This is a genomic window from Nostoc sp. XA010, assembly GCF_020829625.1.
GTDB lineage: Bacteria > Cyanobacteriota > Cyanobacteriia > Cyanobacteriales > Nostocaceae > Nostoc.
The window spans coordinates 263,482-290,372 of the sequence record NZ_JAIVFX010000008.1; the positions used below are offsets into that span (position 1 = coordinate 263,482).

General features: G+C 40.9%; 25 protein-coding genes. 7 read left to right on the top strand and 18 right to left on the bottom strand.

Annotated features, from left to right (window positions below):
• Positions 1 to 152: 152 nt before the first annotated feature.
• A complete protein-coding gene (locus LC608_RS15155) occupies positions 153 to 995 on the top strand; it encodes an SPFH domain-containing protein (protein ID WP_229554310.1) in 843 nt (280 codons plus the stop codon).
• Here LC608_RS15155 and folP read toward each other — a convergent pair.
• Entirely contained in the window at positions 992 to 1,852 is an 861-nt protein-coding gene (gene folP / locus LC608_RS15160; RefSeq protein WP_229554311.1) for a dihydropteroate synthase, read from the bottom strand. The two genes, LC608_RS15155 and folP, sit on opposite strands and share 4 nt — an antisense overlap.
• A gap of 52 nt (positions 1,853 to 1,904) precedes the next feature.
• Positions 1,905 to 2,636 (bottom strand): triose-phosphate isomerase, encoded by a 732-nt coding sequence (gene tpiA / locus LC608_RS15165; protein ID WP_229554312.1) that lies wholly within the window; start codon positions 2,634 to 2,636, stop codon positions 1,905 to 1,907.
• 211 nt (positions 2,637 to 2,847) lie between these two features.
• Here tpiA and LC608_RS15170 point away from each other — a divergent pair, with 211 nt between their 5' ends.
• Positions 2,848 to 4,329, top strand: a complete 1,482-nt coding sequence (locus LC608_RS15170; protein ID WP_229554313.1) for a GTP-binding protein — start codon at positions 2,848 to 2,850, stop codon at positions 4,327 to 4,329.
• A gap of 15 nt (positions 4,330 to 4,344) precedes the next feature.
• Here the strand turns inward: LC608_RS15170 and LC608_RS15175 are convergent, their stop codons facing one another.
• From LC608_RS15175 to LC608_RS15185, 3 genes are all read right to left on the bottom strand, one after another.
• Positions 4,345 to 4,656 (bottom strand): hypothetical protein, encoded by a 312-nt coding sequence (locus LC608_RS15175; protein ID WP_229554314.1) that lies wholly within the window; start codon positions 4,654 to 4,656, stop codon positions 4,345 to 4,347.
• A 59-nt stretch (positions 4,657 to 4,715) separates the two neighbouring features.
• Positions 4,716 to 5,486, bottom strand: coding sequence for an SDR family NAD(P)-dependent oxidoreductase (locus tag LC608_RS15180; RefSeq protein WP_229554315.1), 771 nt, complete (start codon positions 5,484 to 5,486; stop codon positions 4,716 to 4,718).
• A gap of 201 nt (positions 5,487 to 5,687) precedes the next feature.
• Complete coding sequence (locus tag LC608_RS15185; RefSeq protein ID WP_229554316.1) at positions 5,688 to 6,176, bottom strand: hypothetical protein; 489 nt, start codon at positions 6,174 to 6,176, stop codon at positions 5,688 to 5,690.
• A 163-nt stretch (positions 6,177 to 6,339) separates the two neighbouring features.
• Here LC608_RS15185 and LC608_RS15190 point away from each other — a divergent pair, with 163 nt between their 5' ends.
• Entirely contained in the window at positions 6,340 to 8,268 is a 1,929-nt protein-coding gene (locus tag LC608_RS15190) for a protein kinase (protein WP_229554317.1), read from the top strand.
• Positions 8,269 to 8,533: 265 nt separating this feature from the next.
• Here LC608_RS15190 and LC608_RS15195 read toward each other — a convergent pair whose 3' ends face one another.
• The 4 genes from LC608_RS15195 to ndhL all read right to left on the bottom strand — a co-directional run bounded on the left by LC608_RS15195 (position 8,534) and on the right by ndhL (position 10,902).
• A complete protein-coding gene (locus LC608_RS15195; RefSeq protein WP_229554318.1) occupies positions 8,534 to 9,196 on the bottom strand; it encodes a heterocyst differentiation related protein in 663 nt (220 codons plus the stop codon).
• Between the two features lie 236 nt (positions 9,197 to 9,432).
• Positions 9,433 to 10,260 carry a tryptophan synthase subunit alpha gene (gene trpA / locus LC608_RS15200; protein WP_229554319.1) on the bottom strand — a complete coding sequence of 276 codons (828 nt, stop codon included), beginning with the start codon at positions 10,258 to 10,260 and terminating at the stop codon, positions 9,433 to 9,435.
• Positions 10,261 to 10,353: 93 nt separating this feature from the next.
• Positions 10,354 to 10,665, bottom strand: a complete 312-nt coding sequence (locus LC608_RS15205; RefSeq protein ID WP_229554320.1) for a DUF3007 family protein — start codon at positions 10,663 to 10,665, stop codon at positions 10,354 to 10,356.
• A 24-nt stretch (positions 10,666 to 10,689) separates the two neighbouring features.
• Complete coding sequence (ndhL, locus tag LC608_RS15210) at positions 10,690 to 10,902, bottom strand: NAD(P)H-quinone oxidoreductase subunit L (RefSeq protein ID WP_100900242.1); 213 nt, start codon at positions 10,900 to 10,902, stop codon at positions 10,690 to 10,692.
• Positions 10,903 to 11,202: 300 nt separating this feature from the next.
• Here ndhL and LC608_RS15215 point away from each other — a divergent pair, with 300 nt between their 5' ends.
• Together LC608_RS15215 and LC608_RS15220 are read left to right on the top strand one after the other, a co-directional pair.
• Positions 11,203 to 11,361 (top strand): hypothetical protein, encoded by a 159-nt coding sequence (locus tag LC608_RS15215; protein WP_229554321.1) that lies wholly within the window; start codon positions 11,203 to 11,205, stop codon positions 11,359 to 11,361.
• A gap of 930 nt (positions 11,362 to 12,291) precedes the next feature.
• Positions 12,292 to 13,611 (top strand): hypothetical protein, encoded by a 1,320-nt coding sequence (locus tag LC608_RS15220; protein WP_229554322.1) that lies wholly within the window; start codon positions 12,292 to 12,294, stop codon positions 13,609 to 13,611.
• 11 nt (positions 13,612 to 13,622) lie between these two features.
• Here the strand turns inward: LC608_RS15220 and LC608_RS15225 are convergent, their stop codons facing one another.
• Entirely contained in the window at positions 13,623 to 14,543 is a 921-nt protein-coding gene (locus LC608_RS15225) for a YbhN family protein (RefSeq protein ID WP_229554323.1), read from the bottom strand.
• Between the two features lie 523 nt (positions 14,544 to 15,066).
• Here LC608_RS15225 and LC608_RS15230 point away from each other — a divergent pair.
• Together LC608_RS15230 and LC608_RS15235 are read left to right on the top strand one after the other, a co-directional pair.
• A complete protein-coding gene (locus LC608_RS15230; protein WP_229554324.1) occupies positions 15,067 to 15,636 on the top strand; it encodes a DUF6658 family protein in 570 nt (189 codons plus the stop codon).
• A gap of 98 nt (positions 15,637 to 15,734) precedes the next feature.
• A complete protein-coding gene (locus tag LC608_RS15235) occupies positions 15,735 to 16,322 on the top strand; it encodes a hypothetical protein (RefSeq protein ID WP_229554325.1) in 588 nt (195 codons plus the stop codon).
• 322 nt (positions 16,323 to 16,644) lie between these two features.
• Here LC608_RS15235 and LC608_RS15240 read toward each other — a convergent pair whose 3' ends face one another.
• The 8 genes from LC608_RS15240 to LC608_RS15275 form a co-directional block, all read right to left on the bottom strand.
• Positions 16,645 to 17,922, bottom strand: a complete 1,278-nt coding sequence (locus tag LC608_RS15240) for a glycosyltransferase (protein ID WP_229554326.1) — start codon at positions 17,920 to 17,922, stop codon at positions 16,645 to 16,647.
• A 407-nt stretch (positions 17,923 to 18,329) separates the two neighbouring features.
• Positions 18,330 to 19,589, bottom strand: coding sequence for a glycosyltransferase family 2 protein (locus LC608_RS15245; protein WP_229554327.1), 1,260 nt, complete (start codon positions 19,587 to 19,589; stop codon positions 18,330 to 18,332).
• 143 nt (positions 19,590 to 19,732) lie between these two features.
• The gene (locus LC608_RS15250) at positions 19,733 to 20,200 is read right to left on the bottom strand and encodes a DUF2141 domain-containing protein (protein ID WP_229554328.1); all 468 of its coding nucleotides are present in this window, start codon (positions 20,198 to 20,200) and stop codon (positions 19,733 to 19,735) included.
• A 79-nt stretch (positions 20,201 to 20,279) separates the two neighbouring features.
• Positions 20,280 to 21,263, bottom strand: coding sequence for a glycosyltransferase family 2 protein (locus tag LC608_RS15255; protein ID WP_229554329.1), 984 nt, complete (start codon positions 21,261 to 21,263; stop codon positions 20,280 to 20,282).
• Between the two features lie 237 nt (positions 21,264 to 21,500).
• Positions 21,501 to 22,505, bottom strand: coding sequence for an NAD(P)-dependent oxidoreductase (locus tag LC608_RS15260; RefSeq protein ID WP_229554330.1), 1,005 nt, complete (start codon positions 22,503 to 22,505; stop codon positions 21,501 to 21,503).
• Between the two features lie 208 nt (positions 22,506 to 22,713).
• Positions 22,714 to 23,892 carry an ABC transporter permease DevC gene (gene devC / locus LC608_RS15265; RefSeq protein WP_229554331.1) on the bottom strand — a complete coding sequence of 393 codons (1,179 nt, stop codon included), beginning with the start codon at positions 23,890 to 23,892 and terminating at the stop codon, positions 22,714 to 22,716.
• A gap of 89 nt (positions 23,893 to 23,981) precedes the next feature.
• Positions 23,982 to 25,187 carry an ABC exporter membrane fusion protein gene (locus LC608_RS15270; protein WP_229554332.1) on the bottom strand — a complete coding sequence of 402 codons (1,206 nt, stop codon included), beginning with the start codon at positions 25,185 to 25,187 and terminating at the stop codon, positions 23,982 to 23,984.
• Positions 25,188 to 26,108: 921 nt separating this feature from the next.
• Positions 26,109 to 26,891: IS4 family transposase (locus LC608_RS15275; RefSeq protein WP_229554333.1), on the bottom strand; the 783-nt coding region annotated here is incomplete at its 5' end.

Here is a 26,891-nt window from a genome sequence, read left to right on the forward strand (position 1 = left end):
CAGAATATGTACAAGACGCGCAGCGATTCGACATCAGACATCGCTGCTGGTGTTCATAAAATTACAGATTCAAAACATTAAACTCAAAAATATGACAAGCTACTAGCATATCCTTGACACTAAATTTTCCCAAAAGCTGAATAGGAGTATATATGGAGCCAATCATTTTTATAGTTTTAGTGCTTATAGGTTATGCCTTAGGTTCTGCAAAACTGATTAATCAAGGTAATGAAGCCCTAGTCGAACGCCTGGGGCAGTATCATCGGAAACTTAAACCTGGGCTGAACTTTATTGTTCCCTTGGTAGATCAGGTTGTGATGGAAGATACCACGCGAGAGCAAATTTTAGACATCAAGCCTCAGAATGTGATCACCCAAGATAATATTTCTGTGGAAGTGGACGCTATTCTGTACTGGCGCATCAAAGATATTGAGAAAAGCTTTTACGCTATTGAGGATCTGCAAGGCGCACTGACACAGGTGACTACAACCACGCTCCGGGAAATCATTGCCCAGAACACTCTGGAGCAGACTAATGTCTCAAGAGTGGAGATGCACTCAACTCTCTTATTCGAGTTGAATAGTATAACGATAGATTGGGGAGTTGAAATTCTCCGGTTAGACCTTCAGAGAATTACTCTACCTGAGAGTGTACGAAAGTCTAGGGAAGAGGAGCAAGCTGCTGTAATCAAAAAACGGGCGCTGATTACCGAAGCAGAAGGGGAAAAGGAAGCTGCGATTAAAAAAGCAGAAGGAACTATGGCTTCAGTGCAAATCATTTCTCAAGCTCTCCGTTCCAATCCAGATAGTAGGGACATTCTGCGGTATCTTGTAGCTCAAGATTACGTAGATGCTAGCCAAAAATTAGGTGAAAGCAATAATGCCAAAATTGTCTTTGTAGACCCAGCTAACTCAAGTGAAATGTTTCAGGAGCTGATAGCCGAGTCAGGAATTACAGAAGGTAACGGCAAAAAACACGAAAACGGTAATACCTAACAGTCAGGCTTTGCGGCTTTTCTCAGTAGCGCATCGGCTACTAATGAAACATCGCGCATTTCTTGAACATCGTGAACTCGGAGGATATCAGCGCCATTAAAAATAGCAGCACAACAAGCTGCGGCCGTTCCCCAAACTCGTGCTTTGGGATCTGGTTGATTTAAAATGCGACCAATGAAACTTTTACGGGATGCTCCTACCAAGATAGGGCAATTGAGTGGCGAGAGCGATCGCAAGCGGCGAAAAATTTCTAAATTTTGCTCATAGTTCTTAGCAAAGCCAATACCAGGATCAATAATAATTTTATCCTGGTCAATGCCCGCAGCAGTTGCTACTCCAATTTGCCGATCTAAAAAACTATAAATTTCTCCGAGCAAATCTTGATAATCAGTCTGTTGCTGCATTGTCTGTGGTGTTCCCCGGATGTGCATTAAAATAATCGGCACACCTAACTCTGCAACTGTTGGTAATATTTCTGAGTCAAAAGTGCCGCCAGAAATGTCATTAATAATATCTGCTCCAGCTTCTACAGATGCCTTGGCTACAGCAGCACGGGTGGTATCTACAGAAATCGGGATTGAAATTTCTGGTCTTAGCACCTCTAACACCGATAACACCCGGTCAAGTTCCTGTGCCAGAGTTATTTGCTTTGCCCCTGGTCGAGTTGATTGACCGCCCACATCGATAATGTCAGCACCAGCAGCCACCAGTGCTTGCGCCTGTACTAAAGCCGCAGAGGTAGTGTTAAACTCACCCCCATCACTAAAGCTATCAGGCGTTACATTCAAAATCCCCATCAAATAAGTGCGCTGTCCCCACTCGAAACAGCGTCCTCGAATTATCAAGTTGCTTCGCATAAATCTACATTAGGCATTCCCATGCAGAGCATGGGAACGAGAAGAAAGCACATCACAGTGACTGAAAATTTACAATTCGAGCGAAACTCTCAGCTTCCAAACTTGCTCCTCCGACTAAAACACCATCAATTTCTGGTTGAGCCATGATCTCATCAATATTATTCGGCTTAACTGAGCCACCATATTGAATCGATACATTTGGATTACTCAACTGGCTACGAATTAAGCCAATTATCCGATTCGCCTCCGTTACCTCACAAGTGTCACCAGTACCAATCGCCCAAATTGGTTCATAGGCAATCACCAAATTATCCTGATCAATATCTACCAAACCTTTGTCGAGTTGGAGAGAAATCAGTGATTCAGTTTCTCCTGCATCTCGTTGTTGTTTAGTTTCGCCAACACAAAGAATTGGGGTCAAACCAAACCTTTGAGCAGTTCGGAGGCGTAGATTAACGGTTGCGTCAGTTTCACAAAAGAATTGCCGTCGTTCGCTATGACCGACAATCACAAAGCGCACACCAAGTTCTGTCAGCATTGGGCCAGAAATCTCACCCGTATAGGCTCCATATTCTTCCCAGTGGACATTTTGTGCCCCCAGTTGAATGAGGCTACCGTGCAAACTTTTAGACAAAACACTTAAATCAGTGAACGGAGGGCACAATATCACTTCTCGCCCTTCGGGGGTTTCCTGTAAGTGGGGCAGAAATCCTTGTAAAAACTCCTGGGTCTCTGCCTGGGTTTTGTACATTTTCCAGTTGCCGGCAATAACAATTTTCCGCACAGTTAATTTAGTCCAGATCCTAACGAGTTATTTAGATGCATTTTTCAGTTTATGACTTTTTGCTAGTCATTAGTCATTGGGCATACTTATTCCCCTTGTCTCCTTTGTCTGCCTCCTCTCCCCAAACCGCTCCTAAAAATAACTAGGATAGTAAAGGGGGTGTATCTAAAAACTAAAAACTAAAATCTAAAATCTAAAATCTAAAATTAATATGACTTCGACACTACCCATGCCTGAACCTCATCAAAGTGATTCTGCTAACACTGACGCAAATTCTCTCAGCTGGGAGGAAGAACTAGATAGTGCTATTTTCAGTTTTGAAGACATTCAGACGGAACTGAACTATAAACAAGCACAAACGGCGCTGCGAAACTTGGTAGCTAATCTCGACCTCACCCCCCAAGAAAAAACCGGGTTAGAGGCGGAAATTGCAGATTTGGAAACCATGTTAGGGAAGTTAGACCGCATGGTGGTGCAGATTGCGGCTTTTGGCATGGTGGGACGTGGTAAGTCTTCGCTACTTAATGCTTTGGTTGGGCAAACAGTATTTGAAACTGGGCCGCTGCACGGTGTCACTCGTGCTGCACAAAGAGTTAATTGGAGTATTAGTGAGGAAGCGATTGGGGAAACTGAACGTGCTTTGCGAGTCACTCTCCCTGGCGTAGGTCAATCCCAGGTGGAATTAATTGACACTCCTGGGTTAGACGAGGTAGATGGTGCAACTCGTGCCGCGTTAGCTGAACAAATTGCTAAACAAGCGGATTTGATTCTCTTTGTGGTTTCTGGCGACATGACAAAGCTAGAATACGCCGCCCTTTCTCAGTTGCGAGAAGCAGGTAAACCGATCATTCTGGTATTTAACAAAGTAGACCAGTATCCAGAAGCAGACCGGATGGCAATTTATCACAAAATCCGGGATGAAAGGGTGCGGGAATTGCTCACACCTTTGGAAATTGTCATGGCTGCGGCATCGCCATTGGTAAAGACGGCGATTCGTCGCCCTGATGGTACTAGGGGCATACAGTTGCGTACAGGTAATGCCCAAGTAGAGGAACTCAAGCTGAAAATCTTGGAGATTCTGCACCGTGAAGGTAAAGCTTTGGTTGCCCTCAATACCATGCTTTATGCCGATGTCGTAAATGAGCAGTTGATAGAACGAAAACTGATGATTCGGGAGGTGAATGCCAATCAGTTGATTTGGAAGGCTGTGATGACTAAAGCATTAGCGATCGCACTTAATCCCGTAACTGTGGTAGATATTCTGAGTAGTGTGGTAATTGATATTGCTTTGATTTTGGGTTTATCTAAACTCTATGGCTTCTCTATGACCGAAGCCGGGGCTGTACAATTGCTACAAAAAATTGCCCTGAGTATGGGCGGAATTGGCGCTAGTGAACTTTTGGCAAATTTGGGCTTGAGTGGATTAAAAACTTTACTTGGTATCTCTGCAACAGCTACGGCTGGTATTGCGCTGGGCCCTTATATATCGGTGGCAATTACGCAAGCGGGAGTAGCTGGTGTTTCTTCTTACGGGATTGGACAAGTTACCAAAGTTTATTTAGCCAACGGTGCGACTTGGGGGCCTGATGGGCCAAAAGCAGTGATTAATCGTATTTTGGCAAACCTGGATGAGACTTCAATTCTCAACCGCATTAAAGATGAATTACTCCACAAGGTAAAACTCAGAAAGTGATGCATAGAGGTAGAATTAATAAGATTCTGAAAAATACGTTGCTAAAGATTGAGAGTTTTTTCCAGCCAAGATAGGCTCTCCCTTTACTCCTCCACGGGTAAGAGTACAAATCTTATAAAGGTTTTCGCACTCAAAGATTGCCATAACTAGCTCTTTTCCCGTTTGATAAGAGGATGGTAAAGGTTTACCTACCTCGCATTCCATATCAATTTCGTTATCACGCCACTGTAACTTCCAAATACGCTTTTCGGTTATTGATGCTTTGACAGACCGAGCAAAAGCACTATACACCTGCTCTGCTTTGATATCATCCTTAGCTGCTGGCACAAAAAACTTCATAGATGGTTACAAGTAACGTAAATTTCACTAGCACCAGCGTAACGCAGTTACCAAGGCAATCTGCTCCCATCCCATGAGAAAAACTGTCCACTATCGCCTTCTTGAAGCTGTTCGATGACAGTCAGTAATTGGGTAACGGTGCGTTCCACTGAGAATAATTTTTCCGCAGGTACATTTCCCTGGAAAGGACGGGAAAGGTGCGTATCAGTTGTACCAGGATGCAATGTCACTATTAATGCTTTAGGACAACTTCTTTTATACTCAATTGCCGCAGTTCGCATCAACATATTGAGTGCTGCTTTAGAAGCGCGATAGCCATACCATCCACCAAGTTGGTTATCGCCAATACTGCCTAATTTAGCAGAAATAGTGGCAAACACGTTGCGTTCTCCATGACGAAACAAAGGCAATAGATGTTTAGCCAGTAAGACAGCACCAATACTATTTATTTGAAAGTAGCGCAGCAAATTTTCTGAATTTATCTGTCTTAAGCTTTTTTCAGGTTGCAAAGTTTCTTCATGCAATAGTCCTACACAGTTGACTACCAAATGCAGTTTGTCAACTTGGGTACGTATTTTTTGAACAGCTTCAACAATCTGCAATTCGTCAGTAATATCCATCTTTAAACAAATTAATCGCTCAAAATGTTCGCCTGTAAGAGCTATTAAATCTGAGGCTGATTCCGGTTGACGAGAAGTTGCATAAACTTTGGCTATTCTGTCATCTTGTAGCAATTTTTTTACAAAACCCAAACCAATACCTTGGCTGGCTCCCACAATCAATGCGTTAACAGGATTAATTTCATCAATAAAAGACATATTAATTTATGATTTTACAATAGTTAGCCAAACTTCGGCGGGTTTAAGTCCCCGGCTACAAAAGAAGCCGTAAGTTTTGTGGCGGGGTCTAAATCCCCCGAAGTTTTGTGGACGGAAACCATCCCCACAAACTTCTCTTCTCTACGAGACGCTCCGCGAACGTTACAAAACTGTACTTCCGACTTCCGACTTCCGGCTTCTTTAATCCTCTGGCAATTTAGCAAACGCCTCCTCAACCAACTCCTTGGACTTAGCATCCAAACGCAGCCAATCTACTTCACCGAGTTCATCAATTAAACTAGTATCAATATCAGCACTTTCCTTCTCTGGGGTGTATTCAAGAAAACACACTTGATAACACAGTTCCCACAAATCGATACTTGCTTCTTGCTGTTGACGCTGTAAACGTAGATGATATCCTGGATGGGGCATCGGCAGACGAGCCAGAGTCTCTTTGATTTCATCTGCTTCTTGGGGTGTTGCAGTTTCCATTCCTTGCAACAACTCAGTCACCAATGCTTTGATTTCATCAGTGGTGCTAGGCGGCCAAATCAAGACATCGTGGTAAGTTCCCGTCCAGGAAGATTCATCAAGCTGCTTGCGGATATTGTCGATAACGCGAATGAAAGCAGGTTGCATGAGGATTTCAGCCTGCTGCCATCCAACTGAGTTTGTTATTTTAGGTGGCATTGGTAGTAAACAGGGGCACTAAAAGAAAAATAAACAGTCTGCGTTTATTAAAAAGCTGCGTTTTTAATCTAAATCTTTTCTCAAGATAGCGGATTTCATTGAAGAAAATTTGGAGATATTTATTACCAGCTGGAAAATTAGGCAATAACTCTGGGGAGTGAACATGATAGGCAAGCTACTAGACCATCGTTACCAAGTAATTCGAGTCCTCGCAATGGGAGGATTTGGTCAAACCTACATTGCCCAAGATACTAGGCGGCCCGGCAATCCCCTCTGCGTTGTCAAGCACCTCAAACCCGGAACTGACCCCAGAGTTTTTGATACTGCTAAACGTCTGTTCAACAGCGAAGCCGAAACTTTAGAAAAACTGGGCAATCATGACCAAATACCCAGGCTGTTGGCGTACTTTGACGAAAACCAAGAATTTTATTTAGTACAAGAATATATTGAAGGGCATACCCTAGCCGAGGAACTTATACCTGGTAAGCGCTGGAGTGAAAGCGAAGTAATTCAACTATTACAAGAAGTTCTGGAAATTCTCGAATTCGTCCACCGCCAAGGCGTGATTCACCGCGATATCAAACCGGATAATATCATCCGTCGCGCTTTAGATAATAAGTTAGTTTTAGTGGACTTTGGGGCAGTGAAACAACTGCGTACACAACTAGTAACAGCAGGTGGACAAGCCTCTGCTACAGTAGTTATTGGCACTCCTGGCTATATGCCCACTGAACAAGGGCAAGGTAAACCCCGCCCCAACAGTGATATCTATTCCCTCGGCATTATTGCCATTCAAGCACTAACAGGATTATCGCCAACAGAATTGCAGGAAGACCCAGAAACGGGGGAAATCATCTGGCGTCATTCAGTAACTGTGAACCATCGACTAGCGGCAGTGTTGACCAAAATGGTGCGTTATCACTTTAAAGACCGCTACCTCAACGCCACCCAAGCACTGCAAGCATGTAAAGAGGCGATTAATCCTGTACCTGCACTTTCCACACCTCAAGAATCTGCTAAAAATTCTAGTTACCAAACTGCTAAATCCCAACCTCAAGTATCTCGGTTGCAAACTGTTGCAGTTGCACCAGCAAATCCTGTCCCCGCTAAACCTGCGCGTAAAGACTCTGACAAATCCGACCCATGGCCGATATTAATTGGCATACTATTGGCAGGTGGTACGGCTGCTTTGGTAGCAAATATATCTCCAAGTGTTAAAAATTTAGCTTTTAATCTTACAGGTAACGATACTGCCTTAGCAAACAAATGCTCGGCTATTGTCGTCAGAAATTCTAATATTCGTTCTGAACCTAGTTCGAGAAATTCTGATAATGTTGTGCAAACAGTTGCCGATAACACCAGTTTTGAGGTGACTGGCAAACGGACAAAAGGAGGTTGGATAGAAGTTAAACTTAACTCTGGTGATTCGGCTTGGGTACGCTCAAAGGTGATAACCAATAATCAAGAATGGGGTTCTTGCCTGCGGGAAAAAGGCATTGCAACTAGGATTGTAGATGATAGTAGCTTGATTGCGACTCAACCGACTCCCAAGGCAAAACCAAAATTTAGGGATGTAGTAACTTCATTACCAGAAAAGCTGAAGGGGTCAACTGACGATGCTGGGAAAACAGAGCGATCGCAGCCTACTGATAACAGTAACAATATTATAGAACAAGCAAGACAGAAGTATGAATCAGGAGATATAGTTAGAGCGATCGCACTTTTAAAATCGGTTCCGGCAAATGCTGCTTCTGGTATCCAAGAAACGGGCAAAATGATTGCCCAGTGGCAAGATGATTGGGCTAAGGCAGAGGCGTTATCTAATGAAATCAACAAAGCAATAGATGATGGTAAATGGGATAAAGTTTTAGATTATAGAAACCATCCAGAAAAGTTGCCTAATACTAAATATTGGCGAAACAGAATAGAACCATTATTTAAACAAGCAGCCGAAAATCTGGCAAAACAGGCATTAACTAAACTAGAAAATCAAGGTAATCAAAAGACTACCCAAGATAAACTTCCCAATACTAACCAACCTGCTACTACAGAGAGTCCTAATGCTACAGAAACTCCAAAAAGTAGCTTTTAAAAACTCTTTACCTCGTTACCAGCCTCTTGCTGGTAATGCCTACAATTGGGGTTATCGCCTCCTGAATTCGCGGCACTAACCCAATAAAAAACATTTCCAGGTACAACCTGGAAACGAGATTTTAAATCGGTGTTTATCTCTGGTTTGATTTTCCCTACTAGTAAAGCGTGGCGTAAATCAAGCTACCATTTTAAAATTTGCAAAAGCCTTGATATACAAAACTTTTGACTTTTAACTTTTAACTTTTGACTTCCCCAAAGCGGTACTAGTGCATTTCATCGTATTCTGGGGCTTCAACTCGTCTTGCTTCCATCCGCGAAGCAGGCAAAAACTCAGCGCGACGCACTGGAACCAAGGGTGGTGTATTTCCTGGGTAAGGGTGAATCACTTGTACAGTACGGGCTGGACGCTGCCGTGGTGAGAATAAAGCCAATACACCAGCGACGACAACACCACCACCAATAGTGAGAGTTGCGCCTCCCACAGCCCAAAGCACGGGTGAAGACCACCAAGAACTTTGAGGCTGGAGTGCTGTTACTTTTTGTTGGTTATACTGCTGGGCTTGTTGCCACTGCTGCTGAGTATTGAAATTTTGAACTTGACCTTGGAGCTGTTGATTTTGCAACTTCAGCTGTTCATTGTCGTTTTTTAAACGCTCCAACTGCATCTGCGTATTTAGCTTCTCCATCTCCAGACGCTGGTCAGTATTGGGAGCAGTCGATGGCTGAACCTGACCGGGATACATTGGTTGCCCATAAGGCCCATAAGGATACATTTGTGGCTGCATTCCCGGCGCTACTACAGTCCCTGGCATTTGCGGAGCAACAGCAAAGTTAGGCTGTAGGGGGGTATTTGTTCCTTTAAGCAATACGAGAGCCGCCAGCCCAGCTACAGCAACCCCACCGATAAACGCCATACTCTCACTCATCGCCTTTGCTCCTCAATTGCGACCTAATTATAACCATTTGTGATTGACTCACTCTCACACTCATAAATTATGCCTACTTGACTTCACATAATACTCAAACTATAAGCGACCGGATCAGCTAGTTTTTTTACATGATGATATCTGATGTTAATATTCAAAACCATAACGGTCAAATTGTCTAGCAAACAAGCATAGGAAAACTGCGCTGTTATACTTTTTTAATCTACTTTATTGGTCTAATCAAGAGGAGTATTTGTACTGGTGCTGGTGGTCTTTATGGCAGCCTTGAGACTTTGGCAAAATTCGGCGATCGCATTTAGTCCTTGCTCTGGTGTGCCTTCTGCTAACCGTTTCACAAAAGCGCTACCGACAATTGCCGCATCTGCGCCCCATTCCTTTACCTGACGGGCTTGGGCAGCTTCGGAGATGCCAAAACCTACACCGATGGGTTTATCAGTAACACCACGAATTTGTTTGAGTAAATCAGACACGCGGTTTTCCAGTTGCGATCGCACCCCTGTTACCCCTGTGACGCTGACTAAATAAATAAATCCTTGGGAAGAACGAGCGATCGCTTCTATCCGTTGAGCAGAACTGGTGGGCGCTACCAACAAGATTACATCAATTCCCATTTCACTAGCTGGTTTGAGCAAGCCTGCTGCTTCTTCCAAGGGCAAATCTGGTACTACTAATCCCGCAACCCCAGCCGCAGCGACTGAAGAGAGGAATTTTTCAATTCCCCGGTGCAGAATTGGGTTGTAGTAGGTAAATAAGATAATAGGCGATCGCAATTTGGGAGTAATCCCTTGCAACATTTCTAGCACCTGCTCTAATTTCGTACCCCTTTGTAAGGCACGAGTAGCAGCAGCTTGAATTACTGGCCCATCAGCCAAAGGATCGGAATAGGGTATACCCAGTTCTATAATGTCGGCTCCACTACGATCTAGAATCTGCAAGGCTTTTGCTGTTGTTTCTAAATCTGGATCGCCAGCAGTAATAAACGGAATTAAAGCACACTCACCATTTTGCCCAAGGGTTTCAAAGCAATCAGAAATCGCAGTCATTAGTAATTAGTCATTAGTCAGTGGTCTTTGGTCATTAGTTGTTGGTCATTTGTAACTAAACAAAAGACAAACGACAACTGACCAATGATAACTTTACACCTGAGATTGCTCTTCTTGTTCTATTTCGGCTTGAATTCGTGCTAGTTCTTCGGGAGTAAGCTCATCTAACCGCTTTTGCAGAAAGTCTTGCTCATACTGTTCCCGTTGTTGGTGGTAGGTCATTTTTTGTCCCACCGCACGGAAAAAATAGGTGGCTAACCAGCCAACTAACCCACTGACTAGTAAAACTTGGCTCCATATACCAGCTTGCTGATTATCCAAACCGACTAGCTGCAATCCTATATAAGCCAAGCCGCCAGCAATAAAAACGCCTAAGCCTATTCCAATAGCGTCAATCCGTCGCATGAGAGTTATGACCTACCAATTTAGTTAAACTTCAATTTGTCGCCGTTGGGGTCGAAAATTTAGAAACGGCGATAGAACCAACAAACCCGGAAAGAAGAAGAACACCAAAAAGTACATAAAGGTGCGCTCGATGGAGGTAGCTACATACCAACGCTGCTTCAGGTACAGCAAAATAGCAATTGGGATTACCAGAAGGTAAGCTCCAGCCAAAATCAGATACAGCAGGGCGACAATCATAAACTTTCAAGTCTTAAGCTTCTGTTTTCCATCATAGGCTGAAGAGCGAAACTGAGGAAAGTATAGTTATGACGCTTTTAAAGAAGAGGCAGGGGGCAGGGGGTGAGAACTTGCTATAAGTCTTTTCCCTTGTCTCCAATTCTCTTTGTCCCTTTGTCTTCTCCCCTTGCTTCCTGCTCCCTTGCCTCTTGGTCAACATAACTACCCCAGAATTCCTTGTCTATGTCCAGATTGATTGACAAAAGGTAGTATTATGCTAAAGTTGTAAATCTGCCATAAAAAATGCTTTAGTAAGACAAGATGGAAAACTCATCCAGATTAATTACGAGAAAACAAGGAAAACTTGTAACTCTAAAAAGCGATCGCCCAATCTGGAAAAAATATTTTCAATCTAGTTGGACAAAAGACACAATTGATGGTGGAATAGATGAGGAGGTGTTTGCTGCCTCCAAAAAATGACTAGTTATACTAGTTGCCAAATACCTACGGGGGTGTGGCGGAATGGTAGACGCTACGGACTTAGATAACTGAGCCTTGAAGGAGAAATCCCTCAAGTGGAAGCTCTCAAACTCAGGGAAACCTAAATCTGGTGACAGACATGGCAATCCTGAGCCAAGCCCAGAAATTTTAGATTTGCGATTTTAGATTTACGATTAGTCTTCAATCCAAAATCCAAAATTGAGGGAAGGTGCAGAGACCCGACGGGAGCTACCCTAACGTTCAGCCGAGGGTAAAGGGAGAGTCCAATTCTTAAAACCTGATTTTGCTAAAGCCATCAGGTAGCAGTGAAAACTGCGGGAGAATGAAAATCCGTTGACCGTAAAAGGTCGTGTGGGTTCAAGTCCCTCCACCCCCATTTGACACGCGAAAAGACTTCTATACAAGCTATAGGGGTCTTTTCGCATAAATGATAAATGAACACGAATAGGGACACGGTAATGCCCATTGGTGTCAACTTAACCTAAAAATCATGTCCCGCAAGGAACTCAAGTTCCTTGCTAATAGGAAAAGTCATCTGAAGATGAGAAAGTATATACCTAAGAATCTTTAGTCTACTGAAGTAGGCTAAAGCTTGTAGTGTAGCCTGTAACTTTAGTTCAAGACAGGTGAGGAAGCCAACAATTAAACTTAAGTTGACACGTATGGGTAATACCGTGTCCTTATCCGTGTAGTTTATTCAAATCAAAATAGCTATAGAAGTAAGCAATTCCACTGGAGAATTTGATAAAGGATTAAACAATTTATCTTTAATACTTTATCTATAGCGGGAGTTTATCAAATTTGTGTAAAAAGATTACTGAATCTCTGAAGAATAGATTGATACTATTGTTTACCAAGGTTAAGCTGGTAATAATATGAACAGGAAACCTTTTGATCCTGATAACTGGAATGACCGCTAATAGTTTATCAATTAGTCAGGAATATCCGCATTGTATTACGTCTAACTCTAGACAGCTAAATGTGCAAATTGCACAAGAAGAGGTTTATAGCTTCTTCATAAGAATCGTCAATACAATGTCGCCAGATGAAGTTTTGTGCGAATTCAAAGCTTTTTTTATAGACGGTCTTGATTTAGAATATTCTCATTATATACCTGAGATATATAAGATTTTTCTAAATGATAAAGAACATGAGTTTCGTAATACACTTAAACGCTCTTTGTATATAATAATTAATACTTGGAAAACTAATAGAAAAGATAAATACATCCAACAATTAGTTAACTTATTTGATATTAAAAACTTAAAAATAAAATCTCACTATTTGCCACGATTAAATATCTGTAAAAGCTGGCTAGAGAATTTTATTGAAAGCAAAGACTATCAAGAGATAAAACTATTTGCTGCTAAACATGACGAATTACATAAAGGTCATTGGGCTAATCGCTACACTTCCTATTTCTTAGTTGCTCAATCTGTTAACGAGAATAATCCAAGAGAGCAACAAGAGGCTGCCAGAAAGCTTTCTAGACAGATAAAAGAGAAATATAAGTTTGAACTGGCAATGTATGTTGCTCGTTCTCAATCTGCCGTTTCAAGTACAACACGCTACAAAAATCCTAGTGTCTTGGGAGATAATGTTCTGCGTTTAATAAAAGCAATTGTTTTAAAAAAGGGTGCATTTAGCCATGAAAATGTTGCCAATATATTTATCAAGCAAACTCAAGGGCAAACCTTTGAACAGTTTAAAGTAAGTATAGAAAAGTATCTATTTTTTTCTGTAGATAATCAAGAACTAGTTAAGACTTTACGGCAGCAGTTTGCAGAAACTTTATCTTTATGGAAGAAAGATTATAATCAAGAAATTATCACTAAAGAATTGTTTTTGAGAGCCTGTAATCGAGTGATTGATTGTTTTACAACAGAAAACGGCAAAGAACCTTCGTTATTATTTGTATTACTACTTACTCAAGGTCACTCTTTAACATTGGTGATTATACTATTAAAGACTATTTTGATTTCTAGAAATTCACGCAGGCATTTAGAAATCAGAATTGCTCATTTGATTCGTTATTACGAAAAGTATCCTGAAGATGAGTGTAAATGGATAATCAATTTTATGGAAATTTTTAATATAACGTTTGCAATTTACGCAGAAAATGTAGAATACAACTTGATAAAAATGGAAGAAAACGAAAGCAGTAATCCGCAATTAAATCTGGATGCTTATCGGGTGTTTTCACAGGTAAAGGTGGATAGACAAAAATGAGTGTGTCTGATTCATGATTTAGCAAGGCGTTCGTCTAACCAAGCCAAAGCAGCACCCGCAGTTTCAGCTAGAATACTAATGAGGCGATATAGAGCGATCGCACTAAATACTAGGGCAGATGGAAAGTGGTGTCGTAAAAGTTCATACGCTGTCGCTTCAAACACACCTAACCCACCAGGCGCACCCGGAATTACAAGCCCCAACAACCAAGCGCAGCTAAAAGCTCCTAATAACAAAGGAAGTTGATTCACATTCAACGAACCCAAGGCGAACATAGTTAACATAAACCCAGTGGCGCGTAGTCCCATAAAGCCTAATTCTCCTAACAAAGGTCGTAGAGGATAGCTTTTAAGAGTAAAGGGAACAGTTGCTTCAGTGGTAGTAGCAGACTTTTTTGCTTTCAATTTGTACAAAAAGCGAATAACTGGGTTTAAAAACCAAGGATGAATCGCACAAAGAACTACAGCTAAACTGAGGAATTGTAGTATTTGCAGAACAAAATTACTATTAGCTGCTGCAAATTGGCTACTGCATAAAACAATGATAATTAAAGCAGCCGCTAGCATAAGTAGGGGTTCTAGCAAAACGCTTAAAGTGGCTGCACCAGCAGAAACATTGGCATTTTTGGCGGCGACAATTCGCCCGTAGTAATGCCAGATATTACCTGGTAAATACTTAGCTATGTTCGTTTTTAGATAAACCTGGATGAACTGGGGAGGCGACACAGGTTGATTTAATTCTTGCAGAATCCAAGTCCAAATCCAGCCTGCCCAAGTATGTGCTAGTAAAGTAACGCCTGTAGCGATCGCTATAATTGCCCATCTTACCCCATCAATGCGGATAGCAGTTACTCCAATCCAATTATCCTTCAAAGCTTTCGCTAAAAAAAACAGCGTTCCGCCCAAAATTATCCAACGTAAAAATTGCTTCATGAATTTAGTAATTTAACGGTTAGAACAACAAGGGGCCAATGCCTAAATTATTACAGTATATTAACGACCTATTAAACCAATTCGCAATGGGCTTCTCTGCGAGACGCTAAAAGCGAACGCCCCGCTACGCTAACGCAATTCGCAATGGGCTACGCCCCGCTACGCTAACACAATTACGTTTTGTAACGGGGATTTAGCTTAGGCATCAAAACGCGCTGCTTGATAGAAGCAGGGGACTGAAACTCCTGAACTAGGTTCAAAGCTTTTGAAGTATCAAACAAGTTGATGTAGTTATTTTTAGAAACCTAAATTACTTTATTTTATATCTCTCTAGAGTTAGATAAAAATATTATTTTTATAGTAGTTAAAATGTAGCCTGCGCTAGAGGTCAAGCGCATTTTATTATTCATATCCTTAAAAAAGGTTGTCAAATGAGCGAACCAAGACAAGCACAATAACTTGCTGACCACTCCAAAGATTCAGCAAAATCTTAACTTATTAATATTTTGGTAAGGAGGACTACGTGAACGCTGTGAGACTATTCTTGAAAAAAATAAGATTGCGCCAGATAGTAACTATCTTTTTAGCTGGACTATTGTTGATAGTTAGCACTGCTTGTAGTGGGGCAAATGCTCAAGGTGCAAATCCACAAAATCCTGCTGTACAAGCTGGTGGAGCAAACAATCCTTATAAGAATGGTGGAGACAACTATACCAACAACAGATTGTCTACCGATCCGAAAATAGCAAACCCAAAAGCTAATAAGGGACACGACCAAGCTAGCTTACAACCAAGTTCGGAATTGTTGATTGCTACAACAGATAGAGAATCCAAAATACTTTATCCTGGTGCTGAGACACCAGCAGGTCGAATCGAGAAAGAAGCACAACTACCTATTATCACAGATAAGGACTTCCGAGAAGCTGAACCAGGTGGTTTGATTCAGGATGAACCAAAGGTAGGAGATCGGTTTCAAGATCGGATTGAGACTGTAAAAGAGAATGTTGAAAGAGCTTCCGGCTTTTTACAAGATAAAGCAGATGAAGCTGCTGCCAGACCTGAATTGCAAAAAAATCCAGCAGTAGGCAGATAGAACTCTTATTTTATCTGAATGCTTGGAATGCAAAATTAATTCCAAATGCCGTCTTGGTTGAAGTTTAACTTAGTCACAAAAATGCAAGGAGTAGAAGTATGAGAAAAGCAATGAATTGGCTCAAAAGCATTCGTCCCTTAAAGGTTTTAACTGTTTTATTTGCAGGAATATTCTTATTTCTGACACAAGCTTGTGCTGATCCGGGAGTAGCAAAAGAACCACCAAAGGCTGAGTCACCTTATCTCGAACGATATGATCCCACAAAAGATTATCCTCTCTCTTCTCCTCAGGGTGGGATGAATAACTTTAGTGATGTAGATCCTAGAGGGAAAGCAGATGAAAAGGCAGCTAATGACAGAGCTGATGCGCTAGCGAAAAATTCTCAAAAAAATATTGATCAAAAGGGAATTGACAGCCGAGAGCAATATGGCCGAAATTACAACCAAGGTACACCCTTGGGTGAAAGAGTGAAGAACTTGGGTGAAGATATCGGCAGTTCGGCTAATGAATTGGGAGAAGGCGTAGTTAAGGGTACTCAACGAGGAATTGAAAATCTTAAGGGAAATACCCAGAATGCAGCCGAAGGCGTGACAAAGAATGTTCAGCGTGGAGCTGAAGACGCTGGTAAAAATGTTCAGCGCACAGCTGAAGATGCAGGAAATACAGTAAAGAAGGCAGTTGATTGAAATTAGTTCTTCAATCTCCTTAAAAATATGAAAGCCCCCACAGAGATTTAGTCTGGGTTATCTAAACAAAGCCTGCATAAGCAGGCTTTGTTTGAGTTTTAGGTGGGCAGGACTTATATCATGTTGGCTTGATTGCTTATTAAATCCGAAGAACCCTACCCCGCCAAAGCTATGCTTTGTCTCCCCACCCCGCAAGCGAGGAGGGGATTAAGGGGAGCCAGTGTGAGTCTACGATCGCACCCTTGAACTAACAGGCTTTGTCAAACTGAAGCGATCACTAATTAGCCTGAGTTCGATGAACGTCTCCCTGCATTCTTCAACGTTATCGTCTTATACTGCCTCTAGCTACCCTCACCTTCTGCGATCCTTCAACGATTTGGTAAAGTTTCTCTTCAAATTTTTGCATACATGCTGACCAATCAAAGTCAAGTATGGAAGGGCGAGCGTTCCGAGTCATATCTGCTTTCAAATCGGGATTTTCTAAAATCGTAATCACCCTTTGGGCGAAGTCTGCGGGGTTGTTGGGTTGGGCAAGAAAGCCATTATGACCAGGAGATACCTGTTCTGAGGTTGAGGGTGCAATAACTGCAACCAGAGGGGTTCCAGAGGCTAGCGCTTCGTTATTTGTAGTGCAAAAGTTTTCCGTAATGGAGGGATTGACAAAGACATCTGCTCTGGCAAACCAACCTAAAAGTTCTGTACCGTGAGACTCGCCCCATACAGTAATACCCGATCCAAATTTTTGGGCACGCTGACGAATTTCCTCATCTAGTGGGCCACTACCAATAATTACCAGATGGACATCAGGGATTTTAGCAGCGATAAGCGGAAATATATCAAGTAGTTGGTTAACATTCTTTTCGGGGGTGATGCGGCCGACAAACAAGAGAGTTGGTCGATTGTCGTTAGGAATTGGGTTATAACAAATATTTCGCGGGTGAAATTTTTCGCAATCGATGCCTTGATAAGGAACGTATTCCGCGCGTTGGCATTTCAGTTCTTCGTATTTAGTGAGTTGTTCTTTAGAAGAAAAGTAATTGTAGTCATAAGACTCACTAAATTGCTTAACTAAAGCGGGAATGATGGGACGAACAAAGTTAAAGAATTTATCGCCAAAGTAATATTTGATATATGCAACAATATCTGTATGAAAGAGTGATATTGTTGGCGTGCCTGTTTGTCTTGCGTATTTAGTACCGATTGGGCGACCATAACCTTGCAAGAAAAATGAGTATAAACCTCTCATTTGTGCGGCTTCTTCAACTATGATAATATCGGGCTGAAATTTCTTCAGCAACTTGGTATCGCTCCAATGCCGATAGCTCAACGGTTGAGGAAGAGACTTGTAAAATAGCAGAGGTTGTGTGGGGAATGCGTAAGCAGAGAAGTTGGGGAAAGACTGAATTTCATTTAAACCTGGCATGGGGCGATCGCCTACATTTTTGGGATAGCGATCGTTGATTTGCGGATGGATAAGAAAAACCTCATGTCCCTGCTCTAGCAACCAACGAACCCGTTGGTGGACTGCCACGGAAACTCCAGTTAAGAAAGGAGCGTACAATCCTGTAAACAGTGCAATCCGAAGTGGTTTCTTAGTCATAAAAAAAGGAATATTTCACGAAAAGGCTGGTTTTTAATTTAGAACTTACGCAGGAAATGCTTCATGAGCATCCTGATTATTTGGCTCAGAAATTCCCACTAATACAGTTAGGCTAAGGATTTACGCATTTTCAACTAACTGAAGTTTTCGATTTGAAGAGGATGTTTAAAAACTGGATTAGAAACTATCAAAATCTCCAGAATACTAAGTCAAATTCCCCTTCATATATTTGTCTAAACCCTTGCCATTAATGCAAATAGATTTTGGCAATTAACAAGTAAAAACGTGTATTTCAACAAGGGTTATAGGTAATATAGTTCTACTAAATATAAGATAATATAATTTGAATACTAGGGAATGTTTAGTGTAATAACTTTCATGCCCTAGTTCATATTTAGCGATTTAATTCAAAGAGAAACCTTACTATCAATAGGCTGATCCAACCATTGATAAGGACGATATTCGATTAGCCGGACGTTCCAAGGCCCTTGAACCCGATAGGAAACACCACGCCAACTAACTGTTGAAACCCACAGGGATGATAGCATTGCTAACCCATAAACCCACTGTGTCAAGGGAATTGCAATCAACATTTTGATGATTGTAGCAGCTGATAATTTTGCGATCGCCTGGTCATTAGAGCGAACCACTCGCTGTATCTCTAATTCCAACACCAGCATTATCAAGAGTAACCCGACAGTATAGATAGTATAGCAGCCTAACAAGAGAGTCGCAGCTTCCCATTTTGCCTCTAACAACGACTCAAGAACTAAAATGATCAGTGCAGTAGGAAACAAAATGCTAGAAACAGCTTCACTAATTAAAGCTAACCAACGTGGGTGATATAGTCGAGAATAAAGTAGGAGGCGCTTGAGATAGTCTATTAAGTTGAATAAATTAGTCTCTTCACGATTTACTATCAGCAGCGAAGGCACAAACTTTACCTTCAACCCTTGTTTTTTCAGGATGTCGTGCATCATAAAATCTTCGCCTAAAGCTTGTCCCCACTTATCAAGCAGTTCTGTTTGGCGAAGCACTTCTGTTTTCACAGCCAAAGTCCCACCCCAAGGAATTTGGAAGAGAAACATTTGCACAACCGTGGCTACATTGCCGGCGTAGCGTACTATAGATCCCCAATATTTACCTGTAGGCACATACCAACGATTACCGGTTGTTGCTCCTACTTTCGCATCTTCCAAAGGACTGACTAATTCTCGCAGCCAATTCACATGCACTATAGTATCAGCATCTACTAAAGCAACCACTTTGTAGGAATCATCCAATTCACGGACAGCTTGGATTAAAGAGCTGCATTTGAGACTACAATTGTTGCGTACTATTCTCAGGGGGCTAATTTGAACATTGGTCGCTTCTTGCTCTGTGATAGTTTCGCTGGCAATTTTCCAAGCAGGGTCATCGTGACTATCAACGATCAATTTTAAATCATACTGTGGATAGTTTTGATTTAGGAGCGATCGCAAACATCTAGGCAAAAACGGATCAGCGCCGCGTAGACAAAGAATCACTGCGGTTTTAGGTAACTGATCATCTGGTAATAAGTTTTTTTTAGATGAGCGCAGATACCATATAAAGACAAGCGTTAAACACACCTGAATAACCAGCCAACCCGTCAAAGACTTAGACAGAAATATCGCCAAATCTTCCATTAAATTTTTAGTCTCCGACAGAATAAGGGATTGGGCATGGGGCATGGGGAAGAGGACAAGGGGCAGGGAGCGGGGAGCAGAGGGGGAAGAGGTAATTTTTATTCTCTCCCTGCCTCCTGCTCCCCTGCTTCTTCCCCACTCCTTTACGAATCCAGCGAATATTTCATGATGATGTTGACTGTTGTATTTTTATTTACAACAAAGCTGGCATCACGAAACTTTGGCGAACCTGTTTGTATAGACACAGTTGGATTTTTGGAAATCCCAAAACCTTCTTTGGGAATACCGAAAAAGTCTTTATTGAGTTTGCGATCGCCATTTTGATCGTCAACTACGGCGACAGCGTAAGTTCCAGGCTTCAAACCGGAAAATTGTTTTTTTACAGAATTGCCAGTAATCTTAGCGCAGCCACTTTGAGAGCTGCTAGAATTACTCATTGGGAATCCTTGTTCACTTGCGTAAACTCTAAAGCAAATCTCACCTTTTTGGTGATGTATTCCATTTACCACAACGCTTAGTGTTGTAGTTGGCTCTGCATTCGCTGTTTTAGCAAAGCTGATGCTCACTAAGGTAGCAAGCAAAATATGATAAACTTGAGATAGTTTCAACATAGTTTTGTAGTGAATAATAAGTGATACATGGGTTGAAAATAAGCTAGCAAACACACCTTATTTTTATGAAGTGATTCGTTCAAAGTCTGACTGGCTGTTTTTTTATTAATGCTGCTTGCCAATCTTTCCACAGTCTTTGCACTACCATTAGCAAATCTTTCAGCAGAAGATATTCTGTCCCTTTTAACTGTTGATGTAAACTTCTATGACAACACAGTCGCTCATGCAAGCTCAAGGGACTACGCCATATAGAGAGTAAATACTCCCAGAATATTCGCCAATGTGGCAATAAAAATTGTCCTTTTTTTGCTGAATCAAACCACACTGCATAGGCATAAAAATCAGGCAGCATACTCAATGAGTGTTTTTTTCTGTTGGTAGCAAACAACAAATAATTAGGGAAATACATACTCATTGATTGTTGCGGATGGCTTCTGGCAAAAAATAGGTATTCAGGAATTTCATGAAACCTACCGAGGATACCAAGTCTTAACAAGAAAATTCCATCTGCATTACCATAACCACCCATAGGCGGTGTCATTCTCAGGGCACTGGCGCGAATTACACCGTAACATTGATAACATAAATGCTTGGTCAGCAATTCGTGAAACCGCTCGTGTGGTTTTAGTGCATCTGCCTTGAGTTTGATATCATAGTTTTGGAGAAAACTTCCCTTTTCATCAATGAAATATGTCTGAGAATGACACAAGATTATACTAGGATCTTGGTCAAGCACCTCAACACACTTCTTGATAAAATCTGGAGCATGTAGATCATCATAAGCTGCCCACTTAAAGTACTCACCTGAAGACAATTTAAAAACGCGATCAAAGTTACGGGCGCAACCGATATTCTTGTCATTGCGGTAGTAACAAATACGTTGGTCTTGCTCGGCATAAGCTCTACAAATTTCTTCAGTTTTATCTGTAGATGCATTATCTGAAATAATTAGCTCAAAATCTTCAAAAGTCTGAGCCAAGAGTGAATCAATGGCTTCTTTGAGAAATTTTTCACCATTATATACAGGTAAACCGATGCTCAATCGTGGCTGATGGCTAGTCATATAAAAGAAGTATTCTGAAAACCTGTGGATTATTTGATGCTTAATTGCAGATAATTGTTAGGCAGATGCAATCTAATAATCCAGAAGTCAGAATTTAGTAGGTTGGGTTGAGAAACGTAGCAAGATACCGCAGGATAACCCAACATCAATTATCAAGGCTTTCTTGGGTTTCACAGTCGCGCAACCCAACCTACTATTCTAATTCTTCTATTCTCCCTATTCCCCACTCCCAAAAGACTATTTCATCAAGCTTTGAATATCTGTTTTTTGCAGCCATTCATGTGTTCGCCGCATTCCTGATTCTAGGTCAATTGTTGGTTTATAATTTAACAGGCTTTCTGCTTTGGCAATCGAACAAGCATAAGGACGAGTCATAAAATCTATAGACTCTGGTAAAATATCAACTTTTTTGCGAAAAAGTTTTTGTCCTTGAACGCGTAGTTTTAAAAACAACTTGATTTCATCTTTGGGTAATGAAAGCGGTGCTGATAAACCTTCGATTGCTGCTAAACGCATAAAATACTCTTTCCACGAAGTTTCTTGTCCGTCGGTGATATTAAATATTTCACCATAGGTTTCTTTTTCTATCGCAAGAAAGATACCATCAATCAAGTTATCTATATATACATGATTGATTACTCCTTTACCCTCGTTGGCATAGGCAAATAATTTTTGACGCATCATCAGAATTGGTCTGACTATCCAGGGAATACTTCCTGGGCCATAAACATCTCCGGCTCGAATAATGATGATGCCAAAATCTGGAGAATTATTGAGTTCTAAAAGTGCTTTTTCAGCTTCTATTTTCGTTTGACAGTATGGATTACTTTCGCCCGAAAGTGGCCCGGATTCTGTAATACCATTAGGATAGTTGAAACCGTAAACCATCACGCTGGATAGATGCACAAATGTTTTGACACCAGCCTGTTTAGCCGCTTTAGCTATGTTGACAGTACCGCCAACATTCACATCACGAAAATGGTTAATTGCGCCAGCTTCTTCGGCAATTTGCTCTGTATGTAAAACGATATCTACTCCCTGGCAAGCTTTTTGAGCAATAGCAGAATCGGTGATACTACCAATAATTACTTCAACACCTAAATTCTGTAATTGTTTGTTCTGTTCTGTAGAACTTTGCAGTCCACGAACATTCATTCCTTGCGCTATAGCTAACTCGGCTGTACGCAAACCGACAAGTTCATCAATCCCAGTGATTAGCAGGGTTTTGTTTTTGAGATTCATAAATTTGGGCTTATTGTTAAATAAGTGAATTTGATTTATTAGATAAAAAGTTTCAAACTTATACCGAAATTGCGATTCGGTAAAGGCTTTTAACCTAATATCTAAAATGGATATAAAGATCAATTTTTCTGTGGAGAGTCTGCACCAATGCTTACTTATGAGGCTATATCAACGCAAAATAACTTGATTATTTTGCTGTTAAGAATAGCTAGAAAATATCTCCAGGATCTGCGGAGCGGAGTTTGTTGATAGCAAGCGCTCCTGATGCTATGCACATCAAAACTGTTGAAATTAAGACAAGGAGTGCATTATTAATGGTCATCAATATTGGTAATTTAGTTGCTTCTGCTGCAAAACTATATACCAAGATAGAACTAAGAAACCCTGGAATATAACCTAAAATTGCCAAAATTAAAGCTTGCTGAAATACCACATTTAATAAATATTTATTGGCATAACCTATAGCTTTTAAAGTGGCGTAAGCAACGAACTGCGTAGCAATATTGCTGTAAAGAATTTGATAAACAATAACCACACCAACAACCGCAGCCATTGTCAACATTAAGTTAAGAATAAAACCAATGGGTGTTCTGACAGCCCAATATTCTTTCTCAAAATCAATGAAGCCTTGGCGTGTAAAAACTTGCACATCATTAGGTAAAGTTGCTTGCAAATTTTTTAGTACTGCTTCTGCATTAGTACCAGGTTTGAGGGAAATCAAACCGATATCTATCATATCTGCCGGACGACTATTGGGATTTATCCTTAAGAAAGTTGAGTCACTGACAACTAAATTACCGTCTACCCCAAAGGAAGGCCCTAAACTGAATAAGCCACCAATTCTAACTCTATAGCCAACTAATGAATTAAAGGGAAATATTTCAATTGTCTGTGCAGTATCTCCCGCATCAAATTTTGTAGCTATTGGGCCAAACTCTGGGCGAGAACTCCGGTCAAAAAGCATGACATCGGGAATTTTGAGTTTATCTAAATTTTTCTCAACTTCTGGGAGGTTCATCACAGGCCTACCGGGATCGAAACCAATAACGTATATTGAATATTTCTCACCGGTTGCCGGATTTTTCAGTTTGGCAAATTGCAAATACATGGGGCTAACTGACTCTACGCCATCAAACCCTAGAGATTGGTACAAACGAGTCCGCGAAAAACTTTGATTTGAGGTCAAAGATTTATATTGAGAACTAACTAAAAATAAATCTCCTTTGAGATTCTGATGCATTGCGGTTGCACTTGAATAGAGGGCATCTTGGAAACCAAGTTGCACAAACATTAGCAGCACAATAAAACCAATCCCAGCTACAGCTACTAGTAAACGAACTTTTTGCTGTGCTAGCTGTAGCCATCCTAAAGGAATTTTGAAATTCATGGATTTATTTGTTATTTGTCATTTGTCATTTGTCATTTGTCATTTGTGAATGGCTAATAACTAATGCCCCATGCCCAATGCTCAATTGACTAAATATGAATGGCTATATCTACCTGTAAGTTGGTGAAACGAGCAACCTTTTCACTATCTGCGGGATTATCGATGGAGACTTTTACCTCAATTATTCTGCGGTCTGTATCTGAGCCAGGGTTTAGGCTGAAGATGCTTTGCTTGTCAACTTGCCAACCAATTTCTTTTACAGTGCCTTTTATTGTTCCAGTAAATGCAGTGCTGGTAATGGTGGCTTTTTGCCCTACACGCACTTTTTGAACATCGGTTTGATACACCTCTGCAATCACATACATTTGAGATGTCTTACCGATTTCAGCAAATCCTCTGCTGGTGCTGATTACTTCTCCGGTTTTGGCGTGAATTTTCAAAATTTTGCCATTTATGGGAGATTTGATATAACTTAAATCCAAGTCGGCTTTTGCTTGTTGAACAGAAGTTGTTGCACTGTTGACTTCGGTTTGTGCTACCTGAACATCTACACTACGCACTTCACTAATACTGGTTAGTTGCGCTTGTGCTTGTTTGCGTTGTTCTTGGTATGTGTCTTGAGTCCGCTTGAGAGTGGCTTGGGCTTCTGTTAGCTGCTGTTGTGTAGTCTTTAGTTGCAAAGCTTTGCTATCTGCTACAGAAGCCGCGATCGCACCTTGTCTATATAATTGCTGATAGCGATCGTTCTCAGCTTGAGCATTGTCTACTTCCGCCTGGATGCGGGCGATTGTTGCCTCTTGCGTTGCAACGTCTCCTTTATATTGTGGCTCTAAACGGGCGATCGCTGCCTTTTGAGCATCCACATCTCCGGTTTTAGCTCCAGATTTAACCTGCGCTAGTTTAGCTTTGGCAACTTGCAATTTGTCTAAAGCTTGTTGCAATGCGGTTCTAGAACGACCATAATTTTCTAGATATGCCAGTACTTGCCTTGCTTTAACTGTATCGCCTTCTTTTACCAACAGTCTTTCTACTCGCACCCCGTTATTAGAAGCGGGAGCTGTTAAAGAAGTAACTTCGCCTTCTGGTTCCAAACGTCCTAAAGCTGTCACAGCAAGTTTTGCAGGAGCGGCAGCTTTTGGAGGATTCGCTTGCGGTGTCACTTTAGGTTTAGACCAAAACGGTACCACACTATAAAAAGCTATTAATCCCGCCGCCAAGGTGAGAGAAGCTGCTAAAATTACTTGCGATCGCCCTACGGGTTTTGTGAATAATCGGCTTTCTTTATTTACTGCCATCTTTTCATTCCAATTCTGTTTTCTAGGGGATAGCCTGGTTATATTTAATCGATTAGATATAGACTCATCCGCAAATTACCAAGAGGGCTTTTCCTCTAGGTTTTCTACCTTAATAAAGTCGATGGGTCTAAATTGGTTTTATATGAATTGTTGTACGCTTTTGCCGCCCAAACTCACTATTGTGGCGTGAAAATTAATGGTGGTGTTATTTCAAAGCTTCCTAAGTTATATCCTAATTTGACATCTAATCCCGTAGCGTAAAATACAATAGGGCTAACCGGGAAACTTAACTTTCAAGAACAACGAAGCGCTAATAAAAATGATCTCAAAGTTGCGATAAACTTGTTATTAATAATGGCACAAAAATTGAATTTTGTCAACCGAGTAGCTTTGCATAAGTCCTGATTCTCTCACTAAAACATTTCATCACAGTCAGATTAGAGACTGAATAAATTTGCTCATTACTAACTCTTTGTCTGCTAATTGAATACCAAAAGATAGTTCGTTATTAAGCATATTTGATATTACTAACAGATTATTCTTCTTAAGGTTGTGTATTATAAGACATTATTATCAGCTTTGCTCATAGTAATTAAAGGCATGAAGCGATACCTTTGGTGCGTTACGTCAACGCATATCTAAAAATACACGAGTATACTGTGGTGGAAGTTTGTTTACCTTTAACAAAGGATTTGGCCCCTTGGAATTACCAACATACTTATAAATCTTCTGCCTCGTTGCCATCCCGCCTTGGAATAAATTCCAAGGCTAATAGCTAAAGTCTTCTTAAGAGGACTAAATACAAAATTTTAAGCGATGTACATAGCTATCTTTGATGAAACCGAAAATTTCAGTCCACGTTTAGTGGACTTGAACTATGAGGGGATGTCAGTCAGCGCGCTTGCGGGGCTACAAAAAGGGCTAGGATGCAGATAGAATAAGCCTCATAGCCCTCTCAAAGAGCTGGTAGTACTTGCACTTATTAGGATTTAGTGTCAATAACTCAGCGACTAATTCATAAGAGTTTTCCATAAAATTGACCCAGTTAGCTCCATATAATCCAATATAAAAACTACTATGACGGCGAACTGTCCGTCCCAGCTCTTTAATTCGACCGACATATTTTTGAACACCCATACGTTTAACTTTTTGACCAGATATAGTTGCAGCAGTATAGGCAAGCGAGATTAATAATATTAGGGAAATTAGCCGTTCACCTGATACATTAGTATCTTCTAAGTTATAACCACCGCTTTTAAAATCTCTAAACATCTCTTCAATATCAAAACGCTGTTTATAAGCAATAATCGCCGAGTCTAAATCATCTAAATTGGTTAAAATAAACCAGCCCTCCTCTGGAGCAACTCCAAAACGTTTACGTTTCCATTTAGCAGCAAGGTTAAAGCTGATAAATCCTGTAGATTTTGTATACTTAATACCTTGATAAAAGAACGAAACTCCAGGCGATAAACCTGAATCTTTTAATTGCAGCCAAATCTCTGGTTCTATTTCTATAAAAGCATCTCTTTTTATACGTAAACAAAAGTATACTTTCTGCTCTGTGAGCCAGTTAGCTAGCTTTATTGAACAAAATTCTCGATCTCCTAAAACTACAGTTTTATAATTCTTGAAAATCGGTAATGTTTTTTTAAATACTGCTTCCTGCTCATCCAAATTACTCGAACCTAACTTGTCCAGCAACTC

Excerpts from the sequence above, each read along its gene's own strand:
- LC608_RS15155 (WP_229554310.1), top strand. The coding sequence starts at position 153 with ATGGAGCCAATCATTTTTATAGTTTTAGTGCTTATAGGTTATGCCTTA.
- folP (WP_229554311.1), bottom strand. The coding sequence starts at position 1,852 with ATGCGAAGCAACTTGATAATTCGAGGACGCTGTTTCGAGTGGGGACAG.
- LC608_RS15170 (WP_229554313.1), top strand. The coding sequence starts at position 2,848 with ATGACTTCGACACTACCCATGCCTGAACCTCATCAAAGTGATTCTGCT.
- LC608_RS15180 (WP_229554315.1), bottom strand. The coding sequence starts at position 5,486 with ATGTCTTTTATTGATGAAATTAATCCTGTTAACGCATTGATTGTGGGA.
- LC608_RS15185 (WP_229554316.1), bottom strand. The coding sequence starts at position 6,176 with ATGCCACCTAAAATAACAAACTCAGTTGGATGGCAGCAGGCTGAAATC.
- LC608_RS15190 (WP_229554317.1), top strand. The coding sequence starts at position 6,340 with ATGATAGGCAAGCTACTAGACCATCGTTACCAAGTAATTCGAGTCCTC.
- LC608_RS15195 (WP_229554318.1), bottom strand. The coding sequence starts at position 9,196 with ATGAGTGAGAGTATGGCGTTTATCGGTGGGGTTGCTGTAGCTGGGCTG.
- trpA (WP_229554319.1), bottom strand. The coding sequence starts at position 10,260 with ATGACTGCGATTTCTGATTGCTTTGAAACCCTTGGGCAAAATGGTGAG.
- LC608_RS15205 (WP_229554320.1), bottom strand. The coding sequence starts at position 10,665 with ATGCGACGGATTGACGCTATTGGAATAGGCTTAGGCGTTTTTATTGCT.
- ndhL (WP_100900242.1), bottom strand. The coding sequence starts at position 10,902 with ATGATTGTCGCCCTGCTGTATCTGATTTTGGCTGGAGCTTACCTTCTG.
- LC608_RS15215 (WP_229554321.1), top strand. The coding sequence starts at position 11,203 with ATGGAAAACTCATCCAGATTAATTACGAGAAAACAAGGAAAACTTGTA.
- LC608_RS15220 (WP_229554322.1), top strand. The coding sequence starts at position 12,292 with ATGACCGCTAATAGTTTATCAATTAGTCAGGAATATCCGCATTGTATT.
- LC608_RS15225 (WP_229554323.1), bottom strand. The coding sequence starts at position 14,543 with ATGAAGCAATTTTTACGTTGGATAATTTTGGGCGGAACGCTGTTTTTT.
- LC608_RS15235 (WP_229554325.1), top strand. The coding sequence starts at position 15,735 with ATGAGAAAAGCAATGAATTGGCTCAAAAGCATTCGTCCCTTAAAGGTT.
- LC608_RS15240 (WP_229554326.1), bottom strand. The coding sequence starts at position 17,922 with ATGACTAAGAAACCACTTCGGATTGCACTGTTTACAGGATTGTACGCT.
- LC608_RS15245 (WP_229554327.1), bottom strand. The coding sequence starts at position 19,589 with ATGGAAGATTTGGCGATATTTCTGTCTAAGTCTTTGACGGGTTGGCTG.
- LC608_RS15250 (WP_229554328.1), bottom strand. The coding sequence starts at position 20,200 with ATGTTGAAACTATCTCAAGTTTATCATATTTTGCTTGCTACCTTAGTG.
- LC608_RS15255 (WP_229554329.1), bottom strand. The coding sequence starts at position 21,263 with ATGACTAGCCATCAGCCACGATTGAGCATCGGTTTACCTGTATATAAT.
- LC608_RS15260 (WP_229554330.1), bottom strand. The coding sequence starts at position 22,505 with ATGAATCTCAAAAACAAAACCCTGCTAATCACTGGGATTGATGAACTT.
- devC (WP_229554331.1), bottom strand. The coding sequence starts at position 23,892 with ATGAATTTCAAAATTCCTTTAGGATGGCTACAGCTAGCACAGCAAAAA.
- LC608_RS15270 (WP_229554332.1), bottom strand. The coding sequence starts at position 25,187 with ATGGCAGTAAATAAAGAAAGCCGATTATTCACAAAACCCGTAGGGCGA.